Annotated in this window: 23 protein-coding genes; 17 read left to right on the top strand and 6 right to left on the bottom strand. The window is 72.3% G+C overall.

Annotated features, from left to right (window positions below):
- Positions 1-11: 11 nt before the first annotated feature.
- Positions 12-1,190, top strand: coding sequence for a D-alanine--D-alanine ligase family protein (locus AC5WAM_RS12635; protein ID WP_366792570.1), 1,179 nt, complete (start codon positions 12-14; stop codon positions 1,188-1,190).
- Between the two features lie 126 nt (positions 1,191-1,316).
- Here the strand turns inward: AC5WAM_RS12635 and AC5WAM_RS12630 are convergent, their stop codons facing one another.
- A complete protein-coding gene (locus AC5WAM_RS12630) occupies positions 1,317-1,802 on the bottom strand; it encodes a DUF3515 domain-containing protein (protein ID WP_495522639.1) in 486 nt (161 codons plus the stop codon).
- A 20-nt stretch (positions 1,803-1,822) separates the two neighbouring features.
- Positions 1,823-2,056 carry an Lrp/AsnC family transcriptional regulator gene (locus tag AC5WAM_RS12625; RefSeq protein ID WP_016642988.1) on the bottom strand — a complete coding sequence of 78 codons (234 nt, stop codon included), beginning with the start codon at positions 2,054-2,056 and terminating at the stop codon, positions 1,823-1,825.
- Between the two features lie 206 nt (positions 2,057-2,262).
- On the opposite strand from AC5WAM_RS12625, the gene AC5WAM_RS12620 reads away from it, so the two are divergent.
- Both AC5WAM_RS12620 and thiD read left to right on the top strand, forming a co-directional pair.
- On the top strand, positions 2,263-3,231 hold the full coding sequence (locus AC5WAM_RS12620) for a thiamine-phosphate kinase (protein WP_138962034.1): 969 nt from the start codon (positions 2,263-2,265) through the stop codon (positions 3,229-3,231).
- Positions 3,231-4,106 carry a bifunctional hydroxymethylpyrimidine kinase/phosphomethylpyrimidine kinase gene (gene thiD, locus AC5WAM_RS12615; RefSeq protein ID WP_495522638.1) on the top strand — a complete coding sequence of 292 codons (876 nt, stop codon included), beginning with the start codon at positions 3,231-3,233 and terminating at the stop codon, positions 4,104-4,106. Before AC5WAM_RS12620 ends, thiD begins: the two co-directional genes overlap by 1 nt.
- Positions 4,107-4,371: 265 nt before the next feature.
- Here thiD and rpmB read toward each other — a convergent pair whose 3' ends face one another.
- Positions 4,372-4,557, bottom strand: coding sequence for a 50S ribosomal protein L28 (gene rpmB, locus AC5WAM_RS12610; RefSeq protein WP_030195073.1), 186 nt, complete (start codon positions 4,555-4,557; stop codon positions 4,372-4,374).
- A gap of 258 nt (positions 4,558-4,815) precedes the next feature.
- Here rpmB and AC5WAM_RS12605 point away from each other — a divergent pair, with 258 nt between their 5' ends.
- From AC5WAM_RS12605 to mutM, 9 genes are all read left to right on the top strand, one after another.
- Entirely contained in the window at positions 4,816-6,552 is a 1,737-nt protein-coding gene (locus AC5WAM_RS12605; RefSeq protein WP_495522637.1) for a DAK2 domain-containing protein, read from the top strand.
- A gap of 76 nt (positions 6,553-6,628) precedes the next feature.
- Complete coding sequence (locus tag AC5WAM_RS12600; RefSeq protein WP_495522636.1) at positions 6,629-9,868, top strand: helicase-related protein; 3,240 nt, start codon at positions 6,629-6,631, stop codon at positions 9,866-9,868.
- A gap of 156 nt (positions 9,869-10,024) precedes the next feature.
- Positions 10,025-10,618 carry a 16S rRNA (guanine(966)-N(2))-methyltransferase RsmD gene (gene rsmD / locus AC5WAM_RS12595; protein WP_366792577.1) on the top strand — a complete coding sequence of 198 codons (594 nt, stop codon included), beginning with the start codon at positions 10,025-10,027 and terminating at the stop codon, positions 10,616-10,618.
- A gap of 26 nt (positions 10,619-10,644) precedes the next feature.
- Positions 10,645-11,124 carry a pantetheine-phosphate adenylyltransferase gene (gene coaD / locus AC5WAM_RS12590; protein ID WP_212767913.1) on the top strand — a complete coding sequence of 160 codons (480 nt, stop codon included), beginning with the start codon at positions 10,645-10,647 and terminating at the stop codon, positions 11,122-11,124.
- Positions 11,125-11,184: 60 nt separating this feature from the next.
- Positions 11,185-12,285, top strand: a complete 1,101-nt coding sequence (locus AC5WAM_RS12585) for a F0F1 ATP synthase subunit B (protein WP_495522635.1) — start codon at positions 11,185-11,187, stop codon at positions 12,283-12,285.
- 167 nt (positions 12,286-12,452) lie between these two features.
- Positions 12,453-13,127: a YceD family protein gene (locus AC5WAM_RS12580; protein ID WP_366792659.1), complete on the top strand. Its 675-nt coding sequence runs from the start codon at positions 12,453-12,455 to the stop codon at positions 13,125-13,127.
- A gap of 2 nt (positions 13,128-13,129) precedes the next feature.
- A complete protein-coding gene (rpmF, locus tag AC5WAM_RS12575; RefSeq protein WP_030676011.1) occupies positions 13,130-13,303 on the top strand; it encodes a 50S ribosomal protein L32 in 174 nt (57 codons plus the stop codon).
- A gap of 7 nt (positions 13,304-13,310) precedes the next feature.
- On the top strand, positions 13,311-14,138 hold the full coding sequence (rnc, locus tag AC5WAM_RS12570) for a ribonuclease III (RefSeq protein WP_366792579.1): 828 nt from the start codon (positions 13,311-13,313) through the stop codon (positions 14,136-14,138).
- A 132-nt stretch (positions 14,139-14,270) separates the two neighbouring features.
- Complete coding sequence (gene mutM / locus AC5WAM_RS12565) at positions 14,271-15,137, top strand: bifunctional DNA-formamidopyrimidine glycosylase/DNA-(apurinic or apyrimidinic site) lyase (RefSeq protein ID WP_366792580.1); 867 nt, start codon at positions 14,271-14,273, stop codon at positions 15,135-15,137.
- Here mutM and AC5WAM_RS12560 read toward each other — a convergent pair.
- The gene (locus AC5WAM_RS12560; RefSeq protein WP_366792581.1) at positions 15,104-15,517 is read right to left on the bottom strand and encodes a winged helix-turn-helix transcriptional regulator; all 414 of its coding nucleotides are present in this window, start codon (positions 15,515-15,517) and stop codon (positions 15,104-15,106) included. The genes mutM and AC5WAM_RS12560 overlap by 34 nt on opposite strands.
- A 132-nt stretch (positions 15,518-15,649) precedes the next feature.
- Here AC5WAM_RS12560 and AC5WAM_RS12555 point away from each other — a divergent pair, with 132 nt between their 5' ends.
- On the top strand, positions 15,650-16,240 hold the full coding sequence (locus AC5WAM_RS12555) for a flavodoxin family protein (protein WP_172382152.1): 591 nt from the start codon (positions 15,650-15,652) through the stop codon (positions 16,238-16,240).
- Between the two features lie 67 nt (positions 16,241-16,307).
- Here AC5WAM_RS12555 and AC5WAM_RS12550 read toward each other — a convergent pair whose 3' ends face one another.
- The gene (locus tag AC5WAM_RS12550; protein WP_495522634.1) at positions 16,308-17,324 is read right to left on the bottom strand and encodes a CAP domain-containing protein; all 1,017 of its coding nucleotides are present in this window, start codon (positions 17,322-17,324) and stop codon (positions 16,308-16,310) included.
- 160 nt (positions 17,325-17,484) lie between these two features.
- On the opposite strand from AC5WAM_RS12550, the gene AC5WAM_RS12545 reads away from it, so the two are divergent.
- From AC5WAM_RS12545 to AC5WAM_RS12530, 4 genes are all read left to right on the top strand, one after another.
- Positions 17,485-17,766, top strand: coding sequence for an acylphosphatase (locus tag AC5WAM_RS12545; protein ID WP_366792584.1), 282 nt, complete (start codon positions 17,485-17,487; stop codon positions 17,764-17,766).
- A 395-nt stretch (positions 17,767-18,161) separates the two neighbouring features.
- The gene (locus AC5WAM_RS12540) at positions 18,162-18,365 is read left to right on the top strand and encodes a hypothetical protein (protein WP_030675993.1); all 204 of its coding nucleotides are present in this window, start codon (positions 18,162-18,164) and stop codon (positions 18,363-18,365) included.
- Between the two features lie 424 nt (positions 18,366-18,789).
- On the top strand, positions 18,790-22,368 hold the full coding sequence (gene smc, locus AC5WAM_RS12535) for a chromosome segregation protein SMC (protein WP_495523572.1): 3,579 nt from the start codon (positions 18,790-18,792) through the stop codon (positions 22,366-22,368).
- A 325-nt stretch (positions 22,369-22,693) separates the two neighbouring features.
- The gene (locus tag AC5WAM_RS12530; protein WP_495522633.1) at positions 22,694-24,121 is read left to right on the top strand and encodes a sugar porter family MFS transporter; all 1,428 of its coding nucleotides are present in this window, start codon (positions 22,694-22,696) and stop codon (positions 24,119-24,121) included.
- Here AC5WAM_RS12530 and AC5WAM_RS12525 read toward each other — a convergent pair.
- Positions 24,118-25,146: an LLM class flavin-dependent oxidoreductase gene (locus AC5WAM_RS12525; RefSeq protein WP_495522632.1), complete on the bottom strand. Its 1,029-nt coding sequence runs from the start codon at positions 25,144-25,146 to the stop codon at positions 24,118-24,120. The genes AC5WAM_RS12530 and AC5WAM_RS12525 overlap by 4 nt on opposite strands.
- Between the last annotated feature and the right edge of the window lie 107 nt (positions 25,147-25,253).

Genomic DNA, 25,253 nt, shown 5'->3' with positions numbered 1-25,253 from the left:
CTCAACGCGATATGAGCAGCGAGAACCTCCCCCAGAGCCCTCAGCGGAGCCCCGAGCCGGGCGCCGAGCCGACCCGCAAGCCGCGCGTCGCCGTCGTGTTCGGCGGCCGCAGCTCGGAGCACGGCATCTCCGTCGTCACCGCCGGCGCCGTCCTGCGTGCCATCGACCGCAGCAAGTACGACGTGCTCCCCATCGGCATCACGACGGACGGCCGCTGGGCGCTGACCGCCGACGAGCCCGAGCGGATGGCCATCACCGACCGCAAGGTGCCCAACGTCGCCGACCTGGCCGAGTCCGCCGACGGCGGCGTCGTCCTGCCGCTGGACCCCGGCAACCGCGAGGTCGTCTACAGCGAGCCCGGCTCCGTGCCCAAGGCGCTCGGCGAGGTGGACGTCGTCTTCCCGATGCTGCACGGCCCCTACGGCGAGGACGGCACCCTCCAGGGCCTGCTCGAACTGTCCGGCGTGCCCTACGTGGGCGCGGGCGTGCTCGCCTCGGCCGTCGGCCAGGACAAGGAGTACATGAAGCGCGTCTTCACCTCCTTCGGCCTGTCCGTCGGCCCGTACCTGGTGATCCGGCCGCGCGAGTGGGAGAGCGACGAGAAGGCCGCCCGGGCGCGGATCGCGGACTTCGCGGGCGAGCACGGCTGGCCCCTGTTCATCAAGCCCGCGCGCGCGGGCTCCTCGATCGGCATCACCAAGGTCGAGTCCTTCGAAGGCCTCGACGAGGCGATCGCGGAGGCCCAGCGCCACGACCCGAAGGTCATCGTGGAGGCACTGCTCCGCGGCCGTGAGATCGAGTGCGGCGTCCTGGAGTTCGAGGACGGCCCGCGCGCCAGCGTGCCCGCCGAGATCCCGCCGGTGCAGGCGCACGACTACTACGACTTCGAGGCGAAGTACATCGACTCGACGCCCGGCATCGTGCCCGCCCCGCTGACGCCCGAGGAGACCGCCGAGGTCCAGCGGCTCGCGGTCGAGGCCTTCGAGGCCACCTCCTGCGAGGGCCTGGTGCGCGCCGACTTCTTCCTCACCGAGGACGGCCGGTTCGTGATCAACGAGATCAACACGATGCCCGGCTTCACGCCGATCTCCATGTACCCGCAGATGTGGGAGAAGAGCGGGGTCTCCTACGAGGAGCTCGTGGACCGGTTGATCCAGGCGGCGCTGCGGCGCTCCACGGGGCTGCGCTAGCGCGCGGCGTCGGGGGCGGTTTGCCTCTCGGGGCGACTGCGGGCCGTTTGTGGCTGGTCGCGCAGTTCCCCGCGCCCCTTCGGGGCGCTCCTGTACCGGGCGCCTTCTCGTATCGGAGTGCCCTTGCTACGCGATTCCTTCCGGGATCGACTTCTTGACGGGGGCGGCGAAGTCCGTGAGCGGGCCCACGCCGTCCCCCGTCCGCTGCTCGGGGATGGTCACCTCGACGTAGGCCTTGCGCAGCGTCGTGGTGAAGCGGAACGAACCGTCCGTCCGCTTCTCGAGCAGCCAGCCCACGCCGTTCACGGTCACGCCGTCGGCTTCGGGATCGTTCATCTTCGCCGGTCGCGGCACCCCGCAGCGCAGTATGATCGCCGGGTCCCCCCACCCCGCGGTGAGCGGCGACGCGGGCTTCGGGTCACGCCGGTCGAGCCCGTCCACCTCGCGCGGCAGTCGCTCGTCCAAGTTCCGGCACAGCTCGGTGACGCCGGCGCCCGGCGAGGGAACCGCGGCCGTCCCCCCGTCGTCCGTTGAGGAGCAGCCCGCGCATGCGATCAGCAGTGCGAGGGCGGGCGGCCCGAGCGGGAGGCGGAGCCGGCGGGAAACGTTCACCGGCCAAGGGTAGACGGGGGCTACAAGTGCACGACCGGGCAGGTCAGGGTGCGGGTGATGCCGTCCACTTGCTGGACCTTGGCGACCACCATGCGGCCGAGTTCGTCCACCGTGTCCGCCTGGGCGCGCACGATGACATCGTAGGGACCGGTCACGTCCTCGGCCTGGATCACTCCCGGGATCTTGCCGATCAGCTCGGCGACGGTCGACGCCTTGCCGACCTCGGTCTGGATCAGGATGTACGCCTGTACCACGGAACCTCCAGGGCGGCCACGAGGATCATGTGGGGAGAAGGGACGCCACGGTACCGCGTCGCCGCTCGTCACGGGGAGACCCGGGGGAGCCGCGCCGCGCACATCACGGCGGACGGACAACAGAGGTTGACGGTCACGTCGACCGTACCGACGACAGGGACGGCTCGCGACCGCAAGCGGACCGCGGCAGAAGGAGCAGCACGCGCATGAAGGGCACCGTCGGCGAGTTGGGGGAGTTCGGGCTCATCAAGGAGCTCACCTCGCGGCTCACCTCCACTCCGGCCGTACGCCTCGGCCCCGGTGACGACGCCGCGGTCGTGGCCGCCCCGGACCGCAGGGTCGTGGCGAGCACCGACATCCTCCTGGAGGGCCGGCACTTCCGCCGCGACTGGTCCACGGCGTACGACGTGGGCCGCAAGGCCGCCGCCCAGAACCTCGCGGACATCGCCGCCATGGGCGCCGTGCCGACCGCGATCCTGCTCGGCCTCGTCGTCCCCGCCGAACTCCCCGCGAGCTGGCCCACCGAGCTCATGGACGGCCTGCGCGACGAGTGCCAGGTGGCGGGCGCCGCCGTCGTCGGCGGCGACGTCGTGCGCGGCGACACCATCACCGTCTCGATCACCGCCCTCGGCGATCTGCGCAACCACGAACCCGTCACGCGCGCGGGCGCGCAGCCCGGCGACACGGTCGCCGTCACGGGCTGGCTCGGCTGGTCCGCCGCGGGCCACGCGGTGCTCTCCCGGGGCTTCCGCTCGCCGCGCGCCTTCGTGGAGGCCCACCGCAGGCCCGAACCGCCGTACCACGCGGGCCCCGCGGCCGCCGGGCTCGGCGCCACCGCCATGACCGACGTCAGCGACGGCCTGATCGCCGACCTCGGCCACATCGCGGAGGCCAGCAAGGTGCGCATCGACGTCCGCTCCGGCGACGTGGACGTGCCCTCGCAGATGAACGACATCGCCCAGGCGGTCGGCATCGACCCGCTCCAGTGGGTGCTCAACGGCGGCGAGGACCACGCCATCGTCGCCACCTTCCCCTCCGACGTGAAGCTGCCCGCCCGCTGGAAGGTCATCGGCGAGGTCCTCAACCCCTCGGCGATGCCCCAGGTGACCGTGGACGGCGCGCCGTGGACCAGCAAGGGCTGGGACCACTTCGGGGACAACGGAGGCCACGACTGATGGAGCCGCTGAGCGAGCCCCGGGCGGAGCCGCCGGGGCGGCCGGGCCTCGCGCCGCCCCGGGTGCTGACCGTCGCGGGCTCCGACTCCGGCGGCGGGGCCGGGATCCAGGCCGATCTGAAGACCATGCTCGCGCTCGGCACCCACGGCATGAGCGTGCTCACCGCCGTGACCGCGCAGAACTCCCTGGGCGTCCAGGGAGCCTGGGAGCTGCCGGTCGATGCGGTGCGCGCCCAGTACCGCAGCGTCGTCGACGACATCGGCGTCCAGGCCGTGAAGACCGGCATGCTGGCCTCGGCCGAACTGGTCGAGGCGGTCGCCGAGTTGCTTGCGGGCACCGACGCCCCGGCCGTCGTCGACCCCGTCGGCGTCTCCAAGCACGGCGACGCGCTCCTCGCCGCCTCCGCCCTCGACTCCGTGCGCACGAAGCTGCTCCCCGTCGCCACGGTCGCCACGCCGAACCTGGACGAGGTGGCACAACTCACGGGCCTGCGCGTCGAGTCCGAGGACGACATGCGGCGGGCCGCCGCCGCCCTCCTCGCGTACGGGCCCCGGTGGGTGGTCGTCAAGGGCGGCCATCTGCCCGGCGGCCAGGACGCCGTGGACCTGCTCACCGACGGCTCCGAGGAGCACTGGCTGCGGTCCGCGCGCCACGACAACCGCCACACGCACGGCACCGGCTGCACCCTCGCCAGCGCCATCGCGGCCCACCTCGCCAAGGGCCGCTCCGTGCCCGAGGCCGCGCGGGCCGCCAAGGAGTACGTCACCGGGGCGATCGCCGCCGGGTTCGCGCTCGGCGGCGGCATCGGCCCCGTGGATCACGCCTGGCGGTTCCGGAACGGCACGGCCGCCGCGGAGGACCGGGACTCGTCGTAAACGGGGTCCCCTATGCCGATGGGGTACTCCTTGAGCTCGATCGCGTGGGCGGCCATCTCCGCGAGGCGCGTCTGGCTCGCGCTACCCGGTTTGGTGAGCGTCACCAGGCGGGGCGACCCCGCGAGCAGGAGGGCGCGAGGCGGCAGGAAGTGCGCGGAGAGTACTGGCGCGTGTACGTGAAGTGGTGGTGCGGGCGCGCGAAAAAGCCGGTCCCCGAGGGGACCGGCCTTCCGGTAACCGGCCAGGTGGCCGCGCAGAACTAGCGTCAGCGCGAGACCTTGCCGGCCTTGATGCACGAGGTGCAGGCATTGAGCCGCTTCGGCGTCCCGCCGACCACGGCACGCACGCGCTGGATGTTCGGGTTCCAGCGACGGGGCGTACGGCGGTGCGAGTGCGAGATGTTGTTGCCGAAGCCCGGCCCCTTGCCGCAGACGTCGCAGTTGGCAGCCACGGGTCACTCCAAAGACTTCAGATGCACTTACGGTTAAACCCGGCATGCCGGGATCAGAGCGAATGATCTGGGTGGCGGTGCCAGGGGAATGTCCCGATGTGTATCGGGCAACCGGAGCAGCATACAACGACTGCTTCGGTACAACGAAACTACCATGTCTCGCCCGGGGCCCGCCCCGCGCTCCCCTCCCGCACCGGGTCTACGCTGCGTCCCATCCCGCCGAACCGGCCGTTCCGGACGCTCTCTAGGAGGCGACAGTTGCCGCAGAACCTCGACGCGGTCGCGATCCGCGCCTGGAGCGCACTGGCTCTGGACGCGCTGGGACAGGCCCGCGAGGAGATCGACGCGATCAACGTCTATCCGGTCGCGGACGCGGACACCGGAACCAACCTCTACTTGACCATGGAGTCGGCGACCCGGGCGGTCGACGCCGTCTTCACGGGCCTGGAGCCCGCCGGGCCCACCCGGGCCGAGGCCGTGCGCGCACTGGCACACGGGGCCCTGATCGGGGCCCGCGGCAACTCGGGCACGATCCTCGCGCAGCTGCTGCGGGGCATGGCGCAGGTGCTGGCCGACGACGAGAGCGCGCCGGACCCCGCAGGTGACGCACCTCACGCGGACGGGCAGCGCCTGGCACAGGCGCTGCGGCGCGCGGCCCAGTCCGCGTACCAGGCGGTCGCCCACCCCGTGGAGGGGACGGTCCTGACGGTCGCCAGGGCGGCGGCGGAAGCGGCCGGTGCCGGGCGGCCCGCGGACGACTGCGGCGCGGTGGCCCGGGCGGCCTACGACGGCGCCCGCGCGGCCCTGGCCGCGACGCCGGACCAGCTGGCGGTGCTCGGCCGCGCGGGCGTCGTGGACGCCGGGGGCCGGGGGCTCGTGGCGGTGCTCGGAGCGCTCGTCGGGGCCCTGTCGGGGGAGCGCGTGGGCGCCCGGAACCCCGCGGCCGCCTGGCACACCTGGACCTCCGCGAACGGCGGGCCGCGGACGGACGGCCACGCGCGCGTGGCGGGCGCGGACGGCACGGCTTCCCCGGCCGCCGCCGAGTGCGCCGAAGGCGTCGGCTCCGGCGCCGGTCCGGCCTTCGAGGTGATCTACCTCCTGGAGGCGGACGACGACGCCGTCGCCCGGCTCCGGACCCGGCTCGACGCCCTCGGCGACTCCCTCGTCGTCGTCGGCGGCGACGGGCTGTGGAACGTCCACGTGCACGTGGACGACGCGGGCGCGGCCGTCGAGGCGGGGGTCGAGGCGGGCAGGCCGTACCGCATCCGCATCACGCACTTCGGCCTCGGCGACGCCCACGCCGTCCGTGCCGCGCAGCCGCCGCGCGAGCGCGCGCAGCGCGGCATCGTGGCCGTCGTACGCGGCGAGGGCCTGGGAGGCCTGTACGCGGAGGCGGGCGCGACCACCGTGCCCGCACGCGCGGGGGAGCCGCCCGCGAGCGGCGAGCTGGTCCAGGCGGTCCGGCGCGCCCACGCGCGCGAGGTGGTGCTGCTGCCCAACGACGCCGAGTTGCGGCACACCGCCGCGGCGGCCGCCGAACAGGCCCGCTCCGAAGGCGTGCGCGTCGCCCTGATCCCCACCCGCTCCCCGGTGCAGGGCATCGCCGCGCTCGCCGTGCACGAGCCGGACCGGCGCTTCGACGAGGACGTCGTCGCGATGACGGCGGCGGCCGGCGCCACCCGGTACGCGGAACTGGCCGTCGCGGAGCGCCAGTCGTGGACCAGCGCGGGCATCTGCCAGGCCGGGGACGTCCTCGGCCTCATCGACGGCGACGTGGCGGTCATCGGGGCACAGGTCCCGGCCACGGCCGAGGTCGTCCTGGACCGGATGCTGGCGGCGGGTGGCGAGATGGTCACGCTGGTCCTGGGCGAGGAGGTCTCGGACGACGTGGCCGAGCGCCTCCAGAAGCACGTGCGCGACGGCCACCTGGCCGTGGACACGGTCCTGTACCGGGGCGGCCCGCAGTCGGCCCTCCTCCTCATCGGAGTGGAGTAGCCCCGGGGCCGCCCCGCGCCGATGACGGGCTCGGAATGGCGGGCCCGGCCCCGGAATGTCAGTGGCGTGGTGTGCAATGGATCTCGTGCACGCGCTCCAAGAACCGCTGAAGAACGCCCTCGGCCAAGCCACCGCCAAGGTCATGGCCGAGCACCTCGACCTGCACACGGTGGGCGACCTCCTGCACCACTACCCCCGGCGCTACGCCGAGCGGGGCGAGCTCACCCGCCTGTCCGACCTCCCGCTGGACGAGCACGTCACGGTCGTGGCCCAGGTGGCGAGCGCCCGCGTCCTGAAGTTCAACGCGGGGCGCGGCCAGCGCCTGGAGGTCACGATCACGGACGGCAGCGGCCAGCTCCAGCTGGTCTTCTTCGGCCGTGGCATCCACAAGCCGCACAAGGACCTGCTCCCCGGCACGCGCGCGATGTTCGCGGGCAAGGTCTCCGTCTTCAACCACAAGACGCAGCTCGCCCACCCCGCGTACGAGCTGCTGCGGGCCGACTGCGAGTCCGCCGCCGAGGCGGTGGACTCCTGGGCGGGCGCGCTCATCCCGATCTACCCGGCCACCGCGAAGCTGGAGTCGTGGAAGATCGCCAAGTCGATCGACGCGGTGCTGCCGAGCGCCCGGGAGGCCCTGGACCCGCTGCCGCCCGCCCTGCGCGAGGGCCGCGGCCTCATCCCGCTCCCCGAGGCCCTCCTCAAGATCCACCGGCCGCACGCGAAGGCGGACATCGCGACGGCCCGCGACCGCCTGAAGTGGGACGAGGCCTTCGTCCTCCAGGTCGCCCTGGCCCGCCGCCGCTTCGCGGACTCCCACCTGCCCGCCGTCGCCCGCACGCCCCGGCCGGGCGGCCTCCTGGACGCCTTCGACGCCAAGCTCCCCTTCGAGCTCACCGACGGCCAGCGCCGCGTCACCACCGAGATCTTCACCGACCTCGCCACGGAGCACCCGATGCACCGCCTCCTCCAGGGAGAGGTCGGCTCCGGCAAGGCGCAGCCGCTCGACGCACTGGTGCTGACGCCCGAGGGGTTCCGGCCGATGGGCGCCCTGGAGCCGGGAGATCCCGTCATCGTGCCCACGGGGGAGGTCGCCGTGGTCGACGGAGTGTTCCCGCAGGGTGAGCGCGACGTCTGGAGCCTGACGTTGTCGGACGGCAGCTCCGTCGAATGCGACGACGAGCACCTTTGGATCGTCGGCACGAGCTGCGGCTGGCACCGAGGCCAAGCCCCCAAGGTGCTGACGAGCAGAGAGATCCGACTCGACCTCCTCAAGGCGGACGGCTCGTCGAAGTGGTACCTCCCCGTCGCGGCACCCGTGGACCTGGGAGGCGATGAAGGACTGCCGCTGGACCCTTACCTCGTCGGTCTTCTGCTGGGTGACGGGTCGTTCCGGCACAACCTCCGCCTGTCCACCGCCGATGCCGAGATCCATGAAGCCGCAGCGGCCGCCGTGGCACCGGACTGCCGTCTGACCCCCGTCACCGGCTCAGCCTGCGACTACACGATTCAGCTCGCCCACCGCGCGGGCGGCGTCCGCAACCCCGTCGTCCAGGCGCTGCGAGACATGGGGCTGTGGGGTGTGACGTCCCACGGAAAGTTCGTCCCCGACGTGTTCAAGAACACGTCGATCAAGAACCGACTGGCGCTGTTGCAGGGACTTCTGGACACGGGTGGCACGGTTCAGCCGGACGGACTGAGCATCTCGTTGCGTTCGGCCTCCCGCAGGCTCGCGGAGGACGTCGCCTGGCTCGTGCGTTCCCTGGGGGGCCGAGCGCGGGTCCTGCCGAAGAAGGCCGCGTTCGACGTGTCGGTGGCACTGCCCGCCGAGTACGAGCCCTTCCGCCTGACCCGCAAGGCGGACCGCGTTCGCCCACGCCCGAAGTACGACACCTTCCGTCGAGCCATCCGCAGTGTGGACTTCGTCGGGCGCAAGCCGGTTCAGTGCATCAGCGTCGCGCACCCCACGCGCGCGTATGTCACCGACAACTTCACGGTGACGCACAACACGATGGTCGCCCTGCGCGCCATGCTCGCCGTCGTGGACGCCGGGGGACAGGCCGCGATGCTCGCGCCCACGGAGGTGCTCGCGCAGCAGCACCACCGTTCGGTCACCGAGATGATGGGGGAGCTGGCCGAGGGCGGCATGCTCGGGGGCTCGGAGCACGCCACCAAGGTCACGCTGCTCACCGGGTCCATGGGCGCGGCCGCGCGGCGGCAGGCGCTGCTCGACCTGGTCACCGGCGAGGCCGGGATCGTCATCGGGACGCACGCGCTGATCGAGGACAAGGTGCAGTTCCACGACCTGGGCCTGGTCGTGGTCGACGAGCAGCACCGCTTCGGCGTGGAGCAGCGCGACGCCCTGCGCGGCAAGGGCAAGCAGCCCCCGCACCTGCTGGTGATGACGGCCACGCCCATCCCGCGCACGGTCGCGATGACGGTCTTCGGCGACCTGGAGACCTCCGTGCTCGACCAGCTGCCCGCCGGGCGCTCGCCGATCTCCAGCCACGTCGTCCCGGCCCAGGACAAGCCGCACTTCCTCGCCCGCGCGTGGGAGCGCGTCCGCGAGGAGGTGGAGAACGGCCACCAGGCGTACGTGGTCTGCCCCCGCATCGGGGACGACGAGGACGAGAAGGAGGCGGCCGCGAAGAAGGGCGGCAAGAAGTCCGCCGAGGCCGAGGCCGAGGCCGCGGAGGCCGAGAAGCGACCGCCGCTCGCCGTCCTCGACGTGGCCGAGCAGCTCTCCCGCGGCCCGTTGCAGGGCCTGCGGGTCGAGGTCCTGCACGGCCGCATGCAGCCCGACGACAAGGACGCGGTGATGCGCCGCTTCGCCGCGGGCGAGACCCACGTCCTGGTCGCCACGACGGTGATCGAGGTGGGGGTGAACGTGCCGAACGCGACGGCGATGGTGATCATGGACGCCGACCGCTTCGGCGTCTCCCAGCTCCACCAGCTCCGCGGCCGCGTCGGCCGCGGCTCCGCCCCCGGCCTGTGCCTGCTCGTCACCGACATGCCGGAGGCCAGTCCGGCCCGCGCCCGGCTGAACGCGGTGGCGGCGACCCTGGACGGCTTCGAGCTCTCCCGCATCGACCTGGAGCAGCGCCGGGAGGGCGACGTGCTCGGCCAGGCGCAGTCCGGCGTCCGGTCGTCGCTGCGGATGCTCGCCGTCATCGACGACGAGGAGATCATCGCGGCGGCCCGCGAGGAGGCGACCGCCGTGGTCTCCCGCGACCCCGACCTGGAGCACCTGCCCGAACTCCGCATGACCCTGGACGCCCTCCTGGACGAGAAGCGCGAGCAGTACCTCGACAAGGGGTGACGCGCCGATACGACCTATCGTGAAGGCAGGCCCCGCCCCGGGGCCCCCGACCGGGCCCGCCCCCGGGCTCCCCCGCGGAGCCCGTCCGTGGCTCCGGGGCCCGCTCCCGAGCCCCGCCCCGGGCTCCCCTCGCAGCCGAAGGACGCAGAGACCCAGATGACCCGCGTGATCGCCGGTACGGCCGGCGGGCGCCGCCTTTCCGTTCCGCCGGGCAACGGCACCCGGCCCACGTCGGACCGCGCCCGCGAAGGCCTGTTCTCGACCTGGCAGGCCCTCCTGGGCACGCTCGACGGCACCCGCGTCCTCGACCTCTACGCGGGCTCCGGCGCCGTCGGCCTGGAGGCGCTGTCCCGGGGCTCCGCGCACGCCCTGCTCGTCGAGACCGACGCCCGCGCGGTGCGCACGATCCGGGAGAACGTCCGGGCGATCGGCCTGCCCGGCGCCGACGTCCGAGCAGGCAAAGCCGCTCAAGTCATCCGGGAAAGCACCCCTAGCGACCCCTATGACCTGGTGTTTCTCGACCCCCCCTATGCGGTGGGAGATGACGATCTCCGGGAGATCCTGCTCACACTCCGCTCGGGAAGCTGGCTCGCGGACGACGCGCTCGTCACCGTTGAACGCAGTACGAGAGGCGGAGTTTTCGACTGGCCGGACGGCTTCGAGGGGCTGAGGTCCCGTCGCTACGGCGAAGGCACGTTTTGGTACGGTCGCGCCGCCTCTACGTGCGACGAACAAGAAATCGCGCCATGACCCGACCGGAGAGCGAGGGACTTCCGTTGCGCCGCGCCGTCTGTCCGGGGTCGTTCGACCCCATCACCAATGGACACCTGGACATCATCGCCCGCGCCTCCAAGCTGTACGACGTCGTGCACGTCGCGGTGATGATCAATATGTCGAAGAAGGGCCTCTTCGAGATCGAGGAGCGCATCGACCTGATCCGTCAGGTCACCCGTGAGTTCGGCAACGTGGAAGTGGAGTCGTTCCACGGCCTGTTGGTGGACTTCTGCAAGGAGCGCGACATCCCGGCCATCGTCAAGGGCCTGCGCGCGGTCAGCGACTTCGACTACGAGCTGCAGATGGCCCAGATGAACAACGGCCTCTCCGGCGTCGAGACCCTGTTCGTGCCCACCAACCCCGCCTACAGCTTCCTCTCCTCCTCGCTCGTCAAGGAGGTCGCGTCCTGGGGCGGCGACATCGCGCACCTCGTTCCCCCGGTCGTGCTCGAAGCCCTCAACAAGCGCCTCGCCAAGGGCTGATCAGGGGCTAAAGTCGTCCCGTCCGTCTCCCAACAAGCTGTAGAGAGTGGCGAGCCCGCGGTGGACGTGCAGAAGAAGATCGACGAGATCGCCGAGGCGGTCGGCAGCGCCAAGTCCATGCCCATGTCGGCCTCCTGCGTGGTCAACCGCGCGCAGCTCCTGTCGATGCTCGAAGAGGTGCGCCAGGCCCTGCCCGGCTCCCTCGCCCAGGCCCAGGAGCTGATCGGCGGCCGCGAGCAGCTCGTCGAGCGGGCCCGGCAGGAGGCGGACCGGATCATCGAGTCCGCGCACGCGGAGCGCGGCTCGCTGATCTCCGACACGGAGGTCGCGCGCCGCTCCCAGGGCGAGGCCGACCGCATCGTCACCGAGGCCCGCCGGGACGCCGAGGAGATCCGCGCCGAGGCCGACGACTACGTGGACTCCAAGCTCGCCAACTTCGAGGTCGTCCTCACCAAGACCCTCGGCTCCGTCGGCCGCGGCCGCGAGAAGCTGCTCGGCACGGGCCCCGGCCTGGACGAGCACGGCTACGCGGACGAGGACGCCCCCGAGCGCAGCCACGACCCGGAGACGCTGCGCCGCGACGCCGACGCGTACGTGGACGCCAAGCTCGGCGCCTTCGAGGCGGTCCTCGCCAAGACCCTGGAGGCCGTCGGCCGGGGCCGTCAGAAACTCCAGGGCCGCGCCCCCGCGGACGAGCTGAGCGAGCTCGGCGCGCACGCCGACGCCGGGCGCGCGGGCCACACCTCCGACGCCGACTACCTCGCGGACCTCGCCGAGACCCCCGAGCCCCCGCGCGCGGGGAGCGCACCGGCGGCCTCGGGCGCCCCTTCGGCACCCCGCGTCCCCGCCCAGGAGCCCTACGACCCGCCGCGCCCCGACCACCAGCCCGATCCGTACGCGTACGACCAGCAGGGTCAGTACGGTCACCAGGACCAGTACGGCGGGCAGGACCCGTACGGCTACCAGCAGCCGTACGGCCAGCAGGATCCGTACGGCTATCCGCAGGACCCGTACGCGTACCAGCGGCAGGAGTACGCCCCGCAGCAGGCGCAGGGCTACGGCCAGCAGGGCCAGCCCCCCGCGGTGCTCGACGAGACCAGCCTCTTCGACACCACCATGATCAGCGCGGAGCAGCTGCGCCAGTACGAGCAGGGGCGCTAGGGCCGCTCGCGCACGGGTCCGGCCGGTTCGCCGGGGCCGGATTGGGCCGAGAGCGAATGGTCCAGTATCCTGGCTCTTCGGTCGCGCGTATGCCCCGCGATCAGCGCTGCCCGCTCAGGCCTCGGTTCCGAGGCGTCCGCGTGGTGGCCCCCTTGCCCCATCCCAGGATCTCGAAAGCAGGAAAAGCCCTGAGTACGCGCCTCGACCACCGCAACCCCCTCGTGTTCGACACGCACGAGCTGGGTCGGCGTCCCGGTGCCATGCAGCGGCTGACCCGCACCATCGACGCTCCCGGCGCCCCGGCGCCGTTCGGTGTCGAGGGTGTCATCGGAGTGCCCGAGGGTGCACCGGTGGAGCTGGAGATCCGCCTGGAGTCGGTCATGGAAGGGGTGCTTGTCACAGGCACCGCCCGTGCATCGGCCAGGGGGGAGTGCGTAAGGTGTCTGGAGCCGCTCGAGCTGGAGCTCGACGCGGACTTCCAGGAGATGTTCTCGTACCCTGACGCCGACGACCGGGGCCGCGCAGCGGAACCGGCCGACGACGCCGAGGAAGACGAGGACAGGCTCTTCATCGAGGACGGCATGTTCGACCTCGAGCCCGTGCTGCGTGATGCGGTGGTGCTCGCACTGCCGATGCAGCCGGTGTGCCAGGAAGACTGTGAGGGTCTGTGCTCCGAATGCGGAGCGCGGCTCACGGGCGACCCGGACCACCACCACGATGCCGTCGACATCCGTTGGGCGGCACTGCAGGGACTCGCCGATTCCATCAAGGGCGGCGAGAAGGACGAGATGAGCGGCGGCGCGCCTCGATCAGCGCACGCCGACGAGAAGCAGGAGAAGTAGCCGTGGCTGTTCCGAAGCGGAAGATGTCGCGCAGCAACACGCGCCACCGCCGGTCGCAGTGGAAGGCTGCGGTCACCCCCCTGGTTTCGTGTGAGCGTTGCCAGGAGCCGAAGCAGCAGCACATCGCGTGCCCGAGCTGCGGCACCTACAACAAGCGCCAGGTCCTCGAGGTCTGAGCGGCTGGTGAGAGGCGCTGTGTCTAGCCCTAAGAAGGCGGAAGACGCCAAGATGGCAGACAGCAACAACGCGGCCTCGTCCCACACGCTTCTGGAAGGGCGGCTCGGGTATCAACTCGAGTCCGCCCTTCTGGTGCGCGCGCTGACCCACCGTTCGTACGCGTACGAGAACGGCGGTCTGCCGACGAACGAGCGTCTGGAGTTCCTCGGGGACTCCGTGCTCGGCCTCGTCGTCACGGACACGCTGTACCGCACCCACCCCGACCTGCCCGAAGGCCAGCTGGCCAAGTTGCGGGCCGCGGTGGTCAACTCGCGTGCGCTTGCGGAGGTGGGCCGCGGGCTCGACCTGGGCTCCTTCATCCGGCTCGGCCGGGGCGAAGAGGGCACGGGCGGCCGGGACAAGGCCTCCATCCTCGCCGACACCCTGGAAGCGGTGATCGGCGCGGTCTATCTGGATCAGGGCCTCGACGCGGCGAGCGAGCTGGTGCACCGGCTCTTCGACCCGCTGATCGAGAAGTCCTCGAACCTCGGAGCCGGCCTGGACTGGAAGACCAGCCTCCAGGAGCTCACCGCGATGGAGAGCCTCGGCGTGCCCGAGTACCTCGTCTCGGAGAGCGGACCGGATCACGAGAAGACCTTCACTGCTGCCGCCCGCGTCGGAGGCGTCTCGTACGGCACCGGCACCGGCCGCAGCAAGAAGGAAGCGGAGCAGCAGGCCGCGGAGTCCGCGTGGCGTGCGATCCGCTCGGCCGCGGACGAGCGTGCCAAGGCCGCCGAGAGCGGTAAGCCGGACGAGGACGACGGCCCGTCGTCCCCGGGCGCCGCGACCGCCTGACCACAGGCTCAGCGCACCCCCGCAGGACTCGTTCCCGCGGGGGTGCGCTCTGTCGTCGTATCCCGCGGCGGCGGCCCCGCGCCCACGCGGTACGCTGCCCCCACCATCAGCGCGTCCCACCCGAGGAGAGCCGTGCCCGAGCTGCCCGAGGTAGAGGTCGTGCGGCGGGGCCTCGCGCGCTGGGTGGCGCACCGGACCGTCGCCGACGTAGAGGTGCTGCACCCGCGTGCCGTCCGGCGGCACATCGCGGGCGCGGACGACTTCGCGCACCGTCTGAAGGGGCAGCGCATCGGCGCCCCGAGCCGCCGCGGCAAGTATCTGTGGCTCCCCGTGGAGGACACCGGCAGTGCCGTCCTCGCACATCTGGGCATGAGCGGGCAGCTCCTGGTGAAGACCCAGGAGGCCCCGGACGAGAAGCACTTGAGGATCCGGGTCCGCTTCGCCGACGACGTGGGCACGGAGCTGCGCTTCGTCGACCAGCGCACCTTCGGCGGCCTTTCGCTGCACGACACCGCCCCGGACGGGCTGCCCGACGTCATCGCGCACATCGCCCGCGACCCGCTGGACGAGCAGTTCGACGCCGGCGTCTTCCACGAGGCGCTGCGCCGCAGCCGTACGACCATCAAGCGCGCGCTCCTGAACCAGTCGCTGATCAGCGGCGTCGGCAACATCTACGCGGACGAGGCGCTCTGGCGCGCCCGGCTGCACTACGAGCGCCCCACGGCCACCTTCACCCGCCCGCGCACCTGGGAACTCCTCGGTCACGTACGGGACGTGATGAACGCGGCGCTGGCCGTCGGCGGCACGAGCTTCGACAGCCTCTATGTGAACGTGAACGGGGAGTCGGGCTACTTCGACCGGTCCCTGGACGCGTACGGCCGCGAGGGCGAGCCGTGCCGCCGGTGCGGCACGCTCATGCGCCGGCGGCCCTGGATGAACCGCTCCAGCTACTTCTGCCCGCGCTGTCAGCGTCCGCCGAGGCCCTCGCGGCTGTCATAGGCCCGCTGGGCCTCGCCGACGGCGTCCTGGGAGCCCTCCACGAAGTGGATGAGCGCGAGCAGGCGCTCGGAGATCTGCCGACCGAGCGGGGTCAGCCGGTAGTCCACGCGCGGCGGGTTGGTGGGCTGCGCCTCGCGGTGCACCAGGCCGTCCCGCTCCAGGGCGTGCAGCGTCTGCGACAGCATCTTCTCGCTCACGCCGTCGACGCGGCGGCGCAGTTCGTTGAACCGGAACGTGCTGTCGTGCAGCGCGCCGAGCGTCAGCGCGCCCCAGCGTCCCGTCACGTGTTCGAGCGTGGTCCGCGAGGGACAGTTCCGGGCGAACACGTCGTACGCCAGATCCGGATCGGAGGTCTTCTCGGCGGGTGCGGTGGAGTCCATACCACAAGCGTACTCGGACACAGCGCTTGCCAGGAGATTGCGCTAACTAGGAGTTAGTGCTTTCCTTGGTGCAGCGGTGAGCACCCGGGTGCCGCCGTCGTCCCCTGTACTCGCCCACCCGAGGAGCACCCCATGACCAGCCCCGTCGTCGCCATCGCCTACCACTCCGGCTTCGGCCACACCGCTGTCGTCGCCGAGGCCGTGCGCGCCGGTGCCGCCGACGCCGGTGCCACCGTGCACCTGGTCAAGGTCGACGAGATCACCGAGGCCCAGTGGGAGCTCCTGGACGCCGCCGACGCGATCGTCTTCGGCTCGCCCACCTACATGGGCACCGCGTCGGGCGCCTTCCACGTCTTCGCGGAGGCCTCCTCCAAGCGCTGGTTCACCCGCGCCTGGCAGGACAAGATCGCCGCGGGCTTCACCAACTCGGCGTCCAAGAGCGGCGACAAGCTGCACACGCTCCAGTACTTCCAGACGCTCGCCGCGCAGCAGGGCATGCACTGGGTGAACCTCGGCCTGTTCCCGGGCTGGAACTCCTCCACGGGCTCCGAGAACGACCTCAACCGCCTCGGCTTCTTCTCGGGTGCCGCCGCCCAGACCAACTCGGACGAGGGCCCGGAGGCCGTGCACAAGGCGGACATCGCCACGGCCGAGCACCTCGGCCGCCGCGTCACGGAGACCGCGCGCGCCTTCGTCGCGGGCCGCGCGGCCGTCGCGGCCTGAGCCGCCGCCCGCCAGGGCCGCTGCCCGCCCGGGGCACAGCGGCGCGGGCCACGCGGGGCGCGGGTCCTCAGAAGCCGAAGTCCTGCGTCCACCACGGGCCGCCCGGCGCGAAGTGCGCGCCGACGCCGAGGGTCTTGTAGTCGCAGTTGAGGATGTTCGCCCGGTGGCCCGGGCTGTTCATCCAGGCGTCCATCACGGCCCGGGCGTCGGCCTGGCCGCGGGCGATGTTCTCCCCGCCGAGGTCCTTGATCCCGGCCTTCTCGGCGCGGTCCCACGGGGTCGCGCCGTCCGGGTCGGTGTGCGAGAAGAAGCCGCGCTCGGCCATGTCCGCGCTGAACCCCTCGGCGAGCGCGGCCAGCCTGCCGTCCGCGCTCACGGGGCGGCAGCCCACCTTGGCGCGCTCCTCGTTGACCAGCGCGAGCACCTGGGCCTCGGCGGAGCTGTCCCCCGTGGACGGCTCGGGCCGGGGCGCGGGCGGGGTGGGCTTCGGTTCGTCGGCGCGTGGCGGTGCGGGCTTCTTCGTCTGCTCGTCCGGGGCCTCGTCGCGGTCGGCCCGGTCGGCGTCGTCCCGCTCCTTGCCCTGGGGCGGCTCGGCCGTGGGCTTCTTCGACGGCTTCGCGGACGGCTTGTCGCCGGCCGCCGGCGAGGGCGTCGGGGCCGGGGCCTCGGCACGCCCCGTGCCGGGCGCCGGGGCCGGGCCGCGCTCGGCGGTGCCGGAGCCGCCGCCCTGCGGGTCCAGGTCGGAGGGGGAGGTGGCGGAGCTCATGGCACCCGCGCCGTCGCTCCCGCCGAAGGTGTAGGTGTCGCCGCCGGGCAGCAGCCCCGAGGCGACCGCGACGGCGCCCATGGCGACGGCGGCGGAGACCCCGAGGAGCCCGGTGCGCACCGGCGCGGCCGCACGGGCCTTGCGGCGGTGCGAGCGCGGCGGGGGCCCGGTGCCGAGGGTGGCGTCGGTGCCAGGGGTGTGGAACGGCCCCACCGGGGCATCGGGGGAGGCGGGGCTTGCGGCGGAGTCGGACGGGTTCGCGTGATCGGCGCGGCCGGTGGCGGCGCGGCCGGCGGCGGAGCGTCGGTGGCGTCCCATGTCTGGCCTTTCGTCGAGACGCCCGGTCATGTGCCCCGGCGTCGTCCTGACGGTCCACGTGACTCGCCCGTACGGGTGAGGCGCGTCGAGTCGCGACTGTACGCGATGGCGCAAGGGGGCGAAGTGCTCCCTGTGCGATTGGCCGGTTAGCGTGCACCTTATGAACGAAGAAGTCCGGCTCACCGCCTGGGTGCGCGGCCGTGTGCAAGGCGTGGGATTCCGCTGGTTCACGCGGGCCAGGGCCCTGGAGATCGGCGGCCTGAGTGGTTTTGCTCTCAATCTCGACGACGGCCGCGTGCAAGTGGTCGCCGAGGGTCCCCGGGCCGGGTGCGAGGCGCTCCTCGACTGGCTCGAGAGGGGCGACACTCCCGGCCGGGTCGACGGTGTGACTGAGATCTGGGACACGCCGCGGGGCGGTTACGAGTCGTTCGCGATTCGCTGATGCCGCGCCTCCCAGGAGCCGGCGCACGCGCGGTCCTGCTGGGGGCGCGACGGTCCCCTGGGGCAAAAAAGGCCTGGTGATTGCCAAGAAGCCCTTGCCGTGACAGGCTCCGCGGGTAAGGATGATCTCCACACCCCCAGGGCCCCGAAGGAGAGGCACCGCAGCGGATTCGACCGCCGTGTGCCCCCGGGATGCCCGTCAATACGGGGTGTGATCGTGTTGACCGTCAAACTTTTTGGTGAGACGCTGGAAGCCCCGCGCATCCTCGCTGTTTGGCATGTGAGAACGGCCAAGTAAGACCCAGCAAGAACCGAAGAGTGCCAGGCACCGCGGGTGCGATTCCCTCACGACCCACACCGATTCGGTCGGTCACTCAGTGTGGAGGACCATCCATCATGGCAAAGGCGCTTCTCGGTTACGTCGGCGGCAGCGACCCGCGACTTCTCGCCGAGATGCGACGGCTCCAGCAGCGCGTCCAGGACCTGGAATCCGAGCTGGTCAGGATCCAGGCGGAGAACGACGCGCTGACGGCTGCCGCTTCTCACGAATCGCTCCTGGAGAGCATCGACGTACCCCAGGCGGAGCCTGCGCTCACCTGACCCACGCCACCCCGGGCCCGGCACCTCGTGCGTCCCCGTGACGTACTCCCGCGTATCGCCAAGTGCGCGGGGACGCCAGAGCGGCCGCGTGCCCGGAGCGACGTGGTCACGATGCCCGTATCAACCGCTTGACCCAAGAGCTCTGCTTCAAGAGATCTGCAAGGGACGCTTCGGCGTCCCTTCTTCTTTTGTCGTCCGCGGTGCGTTGTCCGCGGTGCGTCGTCCGCAGTGTCGTGCCGGACCCCTGCCGTGCGGGTGCGGGACCGGGAGCCGGATGCCGAACGGTCAAGCCGTGCCCAGAACTTGGCTGTCCATGCCCCGGTGCGAGGCCGTTCCTTGACTCTGATGTGCCCTGCACCTTCCTCCGTGAAACGGCCCGTACGTTCCCTCGGTGAACTCTCGGCGAAAGGTAGAGTCCAGCGGCGTGCACCTCAAGGCCCTCACACTGCGCGGCTTCAAGTCCTTCGCGTCCGCCACGACACTGAAGTTCGAGCCGGGCATCACCTGCGTCGTCGGACCCAACGGCTCCGGCAAGTCCAACGTCGTGGACGCGCTGAGCTGGGTCATGGGGGAGCAGGGCGCCAAGTCGCTGCGCGGCGGCAAGATGGAGGACGTGATCTTCGCGGGCACCACGGGCCGCCCGCCGCTCGGCCGCGCCGAGGTCTCCCTCACCATCGACAACTCCGACGGCGCGCTGCCCATCGAGTACGCCGAAGTAACGATCACGCGGATCATGTTCCGCAACGGCGGCAGCGAGTACCAGATCAACGGCGACACCTGCCGCCTGCTCGACATCCAGGAGCTGCTCTCCGACTCCGGCATCGGCCGCGAGATGCACGTCATCGTCGGACAGGGCCAGCTCGACTCCGTCCTGCACGCCGACCCCATGGGCCGCAGGGCCTTCATCGAGGAGGCCGCGGGCGTCCTCAAGCACCGCAAGCGCAAGGAGAAGGCGCTGCGGAAGCTGGACGCGATGCAGGCCAACCTCGCGCGGGTGCAGGACCTCACCGACGAGCTGCGCCGTCAGCTCAAGCCGCTCGGGCGGCAGGCGGCCGCCGCGCGCCGCGCCGCCGTCATCCAGGCCGATCTGCGCGACGCCCGCCTCCGGCTGCTCGCCGACGACCTGGTCGGCCTGCGTGAGGCCCTGAACACGGAGGTCGCCGACGAGGCCGCGCTCAAGGCCCGCAGGGACGCCGCGGAGGCGGAGCTGAAGGCCGCCCTGACGCGCGAGGCCCAGCTGGAGGACGAGGTCCGCCGGCTCACCCCGCGCCTCCAGCGCGCCCAGCAGACCTGGTACGAGCTCTCGCAGCTGGCCGAGCGGGTGCGCGGCACCGTCTCGCTCGCCGACGCCCGGGTCACCAGCGCCACCTCCGCTCCGGCGGAGGAGCGGCGCGGCCGCGACCCGGAGGACATGGAGCGCGAGGCCGCCCGCGTCCGCGAGCAGGAGGCCGAGCTGGAAGCCGCCCTGGAGGCCGCGCAGCACGCCCTCGACGACACCGTCGCGCACCGGGCCGACCTGGAGCGGGACCTCGCCGCCGAGGAGCGGCGCCTGAAGGACGTGGCCCGGGCCATCGCCGACCGGCGCGAAGGCCTCGCCCGGCTCGGCGGCCAGGTCAACGCGGCCCGCTCGCGGGCCGCTTCCGCCCAGGCCGAGATCGACCGGCTCGTCCTGGCGCGCGACGAGGCCCAGGAGCGGGCCACCGCTGCCCAGGAGGAGTACGAGCAGCTCAAGGCCGAGGTCGACGGGCTCGACGCGGGCGACGCGGAGCTCGGCGAGCGGCACGAGGAGGCCCGCCGGGCCCTCGCCGACGCCGAGGCCGCGCTGACGGCGGCCCGGGAAGCGGCCACCGCCGCCGAGCGGAAGCGGGCCGCCGTCGCCGCCCGGCACGAGGCGCTCGCGCTCGGGCTGCGCCGCAAGGACGGCTCGGGCGCGCTGCTCGCCGCGAAGGAGCAGCTCACGGGACTGCTCGGGCCCGCGGCCGAACTCCTCTCCGTCGCGCCGGGCTTCGAGGTGCCGGTGGCGGCGGCGTTCGGCGCGGCGGCCGACGCCATCGCCGTCGCGACGCCCGCGTCCGCCGCAGAAGCGATCCGCCTGCTGCGCAAGCAGGACGCGGGCCGGGCCGCGCTCCTGCTCGCGGGGGCCACCGACACCGAGGGGCCCGCCCCCGCGGACGAGGCCGCGGGGCAGGCCGCGGAGGACGGGCCGCCGCGCGCCGCCGACCTCGTGCGCGGCCCCGCCGAACTGCTGCCCTCCGTGCGGCGGCTGCTGCGCGGGATCGTCGTCGTCGGCACCCTGGAGGACGCCGAGGACCTGGTGTACGCGCACCCGGAGCTGACCGCGGTCACCGCCGACGGCGACCTGCTCGGGGCGCACTTCGCGCAGGGCGGCTCCGCGGGCGCGCCCAGCCTCCTCGAGGTGCAGGCCGCGGTGGCCGAAGCCGCCGCCGAGCTGGACGAACTCGGCGTGCGCTGCGAGGCGTTGACGCACGAGCAGCGGGCCGCCGACGAGCGGCGCCGGGAGTGCGCCGCGCTCGTCGAGGAACTGGGGGAGCGGCGGCGCGCCGCCGACCGGGAGAAGTCCGCCGTCGCGCAGCGGCTCGGCAGCCTCGCGGGCCAGGCGCGCGGCGCCGCCGGTGAGGCCGAGCGGTCCGCCGCGGCCGCCGCCAAGGCCCACCAGGCCCTGGAGAAGGCGCGGGGGGAGGTCGAGGAGCTGGCCGAGCGGCTGGCCGTGGCCGAGGAGATGCCCGCGGACGAGGAGCCGGACACCGGGGTGCGGGACCGGCTCGCGGCCGACGGCGCCAACGCCCGCCAGACCGAGATGGAGGCCCGCCTCCAGGTCCGTACGCACGAGGAGCGGGTGAAGGGGCTCGCCGGGCGCGCCGAATCGCTCGACCGGGCCGCCCGTGCCGAGCGCGAGGCACGCGCGCGTGCGGAGCGGCACCGGGCCAGGCTGCGCCACGAGGCCGCGGTCGCCGGGGCCGTGGCGTCCGGCGCCCGCCAGCTGCTCGCGCACGTCGAGGTCTCCCTGGTCCGGGCCGAGGAGGAGCGGGCAGCGGCCGAGCGGGCCAGGGAGGCGCGCGAGCGGGACCTGGCCGCCGCGCGGAACCAGGGGCGCGACCTCAAGGCGGAGCTCGACAAACTGACGGATTCGGTTCACCGGGGCGAGGTACTCGGCGCGGAGAAGCGGCTGCGGATCGAGCAGCTGGAGACCAAGGCGCTGGAGGAGCTCGGTGTGGAACCGGCGGGGCTCGTGGCCGACTACGGGCCCGATCAGCTCGTGCCGCCCTCGCCCCCCGCCGAGGGCGAGGAGCTGCCGGAGGACCCCGGACATCCGCGCAACCAGCCGCGGCCGTACGTCCGCGGGGAGCAGGAGAAGCGGCTGAAGTCAGCCGAACGGGCGTACCAGCAGTTGGGGAAGGTCAATCCGCTCGCCCTTGAGGAGTTCGCGGCCTTGGAGGAGCGCCACAAGTTCCTCTCCGAGCAGCTGGAGGACCTGAAGAAGACCCGCACCGACCTCCTCCAAGTGGTGAAGGAGGTCGACGAGCGCGTCGAGCAGGTCTTCACCGAGGCCTACCGGGACACGGCCCGGGAGTTCGAGGGCGTCTTCAGCAGGCTCTTCCCCGGGGGTGAGGGGCGGCTGATCCTGACCGATCCCGACAACATGCTCGCCACGGGGGTCGATGTCGAGGCCCGTCCGCCGGGCAAGAAGGTCAAGCGGCTCTCGCTGCTCTCCGGCGGCGAGCGGTCACTGACGGCCGTGGCGCTCCTGGTGTCGATCTTCAAGGCGCGGCCCAGCCCGTTCTACGTGATGGACGAGGTCGAGGCGGCGCTCGACGACACCAACCTCCAGCGGCTCATCCGCATCATGCAGGAGCTCCAGGAGGCCTCGCAGCTCATCGTGATCACGCACCAGAAGCGCACGATGGAGGTCGCCGACGCGCTCTACGGCGTCTCGATGCAGGGCGACGGCGTCTCCAAGGTGATCAGCCAGCGGCTGCGCTGAGCCGCCCCCCCGGGCCGCGGCAGGCGCCCCGGCGCGGCTGAGCCGCCCCCGGCTGCGGAAGGTGCCCAGGCGCCCTTGCCGGGCCGCCGTCACCGTCGCGTTCGGCGCCCTTTCTTGATCAACTTCATTCTGCTTCAACTCTTGAAGTCAAACCGTGACCGGTGTTGATTCAACTGGTTCTTCATGAGCTATTGACTTCGAAACTTGAAGGCATAGTCTCTGCAACGTTGCTTTTACCTTCAGGTGGTGGGCGGCGAGAAGTTGTGCGCCACTTGAAGAGCTCGCCCCCACCCCGGCAGCGACGCCGGTGGCCCGAGGAGTACACGTGACCAGCACAGCGCAGCCGCCGACACCACGGGCCCGGGAGGCCCACCCGGACCATCTCGGCCATGTCATCTTCATCACGGCGGCAGCCGCGATGGGCGGATTCCTCTTCGGTTACGACAGTTCCGTGATCAATGGCGCCACGGTGGCCATTCAGCACCGGTTCGACGTGGACGCCAACCTGCTCGGCTGGATCATCGCCACCGCGCTGCTCGGCTGTGCCGTCGGCGCCGCCGTCGCCGGCCGGGTCGCGGACCGCATCGGCCGCATCCGCGTCATGCAGATCGCCGCGGTCCTGTTCGCGGCCAGCGCCATCGGCTCGGCCCTGCCGTTCGCCGCCTGGGACCTGACGGTGTGGCGCCTCATCGGCGGCATCGGCATCGGCATGGCCTCCGTGATCGGCCCGGCCTACATCGCCGAGGTCGCGCCGCCCGCCTACCGGGGCCGTCTCGCCTCCTTCCAGCAGGCCGCCATCGTCATCGGCATCGCCGTGTCGCAGCTGGTCAACTGGGGCATCCTGAACATGGCCGACGGCGATCAGCGCGGCAAGCTCGCGGGCCTCGAGGCCTGGCAGTGGATGCTCGGCGTCATGGTCGTCCCGGCCGTCCTCTACGGCCTGCTGTCCCTCGCGATCCCCGAGTCGCCGCGCTTCTTGATCTCCGTGGGCCGCGACGCCGAGGCCCGCAAGGTGCTCGCCGACGTCGAGGGCAAGGACGTCAACCTGGACCAGCGCATCGCACAGATCAACATGGGCATGCGCAGCGAGCACAAGTCCACGTTCAAGGACCTGCTGGGCGGCAGGGCGGGCTTCCTGCCGATCATCTGGATCGGCATCGGGCTCTCGGTCTTCCAGCAGCTCGTCGGCATCAACGTGATCTTCTACTACTCGAACCAGCTGTGGCAGTCGATCGGCAAGGACCCGTCCAGCTCGTTCCTGTACTCCTTCGAGACCTCGATCGTGAACATCGTCGGTACGGTGATCGCGATGGTCCTGGTCGACCGCATCGGCCGCAAGCCGCTGGCCCTGATCGGCTCGGCGGGCATGGCGGCGGCCCTGTTCACCATGGCGTGGGCGTTCTCGTACCGCAGCGGCTCCGGTGACGACGTCTCGCTGCCGCACGCGCAGGGCCTGGTCGCGATCATCGCCGCCAACGCCTTCGTGCTCTTCTTCGCCTTCTCCTGGGGCGTGGTGGTCTGGGTGCTCCTCGGCGAGATCTTCCCCAACCGCATCCGCGCCGCCGGTCTCGGCGTGGCCGCCTCCGCCCAGTGGCTGGCCAACTTCGCGATCACCAAGACCTTCCCGAGCATGTCCGAGTGGTCCCTGAGCGGCTCGTACATCATCTACGGCGCCTTCGCGGCCCTCTCGATCCCCTTCGTCCTGAAGTTCGTCAAGGAGACGAAGGGCAAGACCCTGGAGGAGATGGGCTAAGACCCCGCTGCCCCCTCCTCCTGCGGAAAGCTGCCCCGGCTCACGGACCCGACGTCCCTGAGCCGGGGCAGTACGCGTTCGCCGAACAGGCGCAGGCCCCGCCAGCCCTCGTCCACCGGCATCCCGCCGGCCAGCGGGTGCAGCACGAGGCTCGGCGCGCCGCCCGCCGCGTGCGCCACGCACTCGTCCGGCGTGAGGATGCGGTACACGCCCTCCGCGCGCAGCTCCCCGACCGTCGTGGCCGTCGACCGCACCGCCGAGCGGACGCCGCCCGACTGCCAGGACGCGTAGGCGCGCGCCTCGTGCAGGAAGTGCTCGCCGTACGTCGCCCAGGCGCGGTCCGGGTCCTCGGCGAGGTGCAGCAGCGGGGTCTTCGCCGCGGGCATCGTGGTCCAGCCCTCGGTGCCGTACTCCGTGAGCTTGTGCCGGTAGTACGCGTCCAGCTCCGGCAGGTGCGCGCTCGGGAAGAACGGCAGGCCGAGCCGGGCCGCGCGGCGCGCCGCCGCCCGCGAGGAGCCGCCCACCAGGAGCAGCGGATGGGGCCGGGTGCCGGGGCGCGGCGTCACGCGGACCCTGCGCCCGCGGAAGGTGAACTCCTCGCCGGTCCAGGCCCGCAGCAGGGTCTCCAGGAGCTCGTCCTGGAGCGCGCCGCGCCGTGACCAGTCGACGCCGAGGGCCGCGTACTCCTCGGGCCGGTAGCCGATGCCCGCCACCGTGACCAGGCGGCCGCCGCTGAGCAGGTCGAGCACGGCGATGTCCTCGGCGAGGCGCAGCGGGTCGTACAGGGGGCCGATGGCGGCCGAGACGGTGACGAGGACGCGTCGGGTGGCGCCGAACACCGCGCCCGCGAAGGTCAGCGGCGAGGGCAGCCAGTTGTTGGCCGCGCCGTGGTGCTCCTCGGTCTGGACCGTGGTGACACCGTGGGCATCGGCGTACGCGGCCATCTCCACGGCGGCCCGGTAGCGCGCGCCGAGCTCCCGCGACGCCGGGTCGACGAGGTTGAAGCGGACGACTGTGACGGGCATGCGCAACGTCCCCCTTCACCGGGGCCCGTCTCGACGGCGGGCCGTGGGCGGCGGAGGGGGACGCTAGCTGACGCAGTGTCAGATGAACAGGGGTGTACGGAGGCCGG

It is taken from the genome of Streptomyces sp. JLYT201 (genome assembly GCF_059448825.1).
This window is presented reverse-complemented; position numbering and strand designations above follow the sequence as displayed.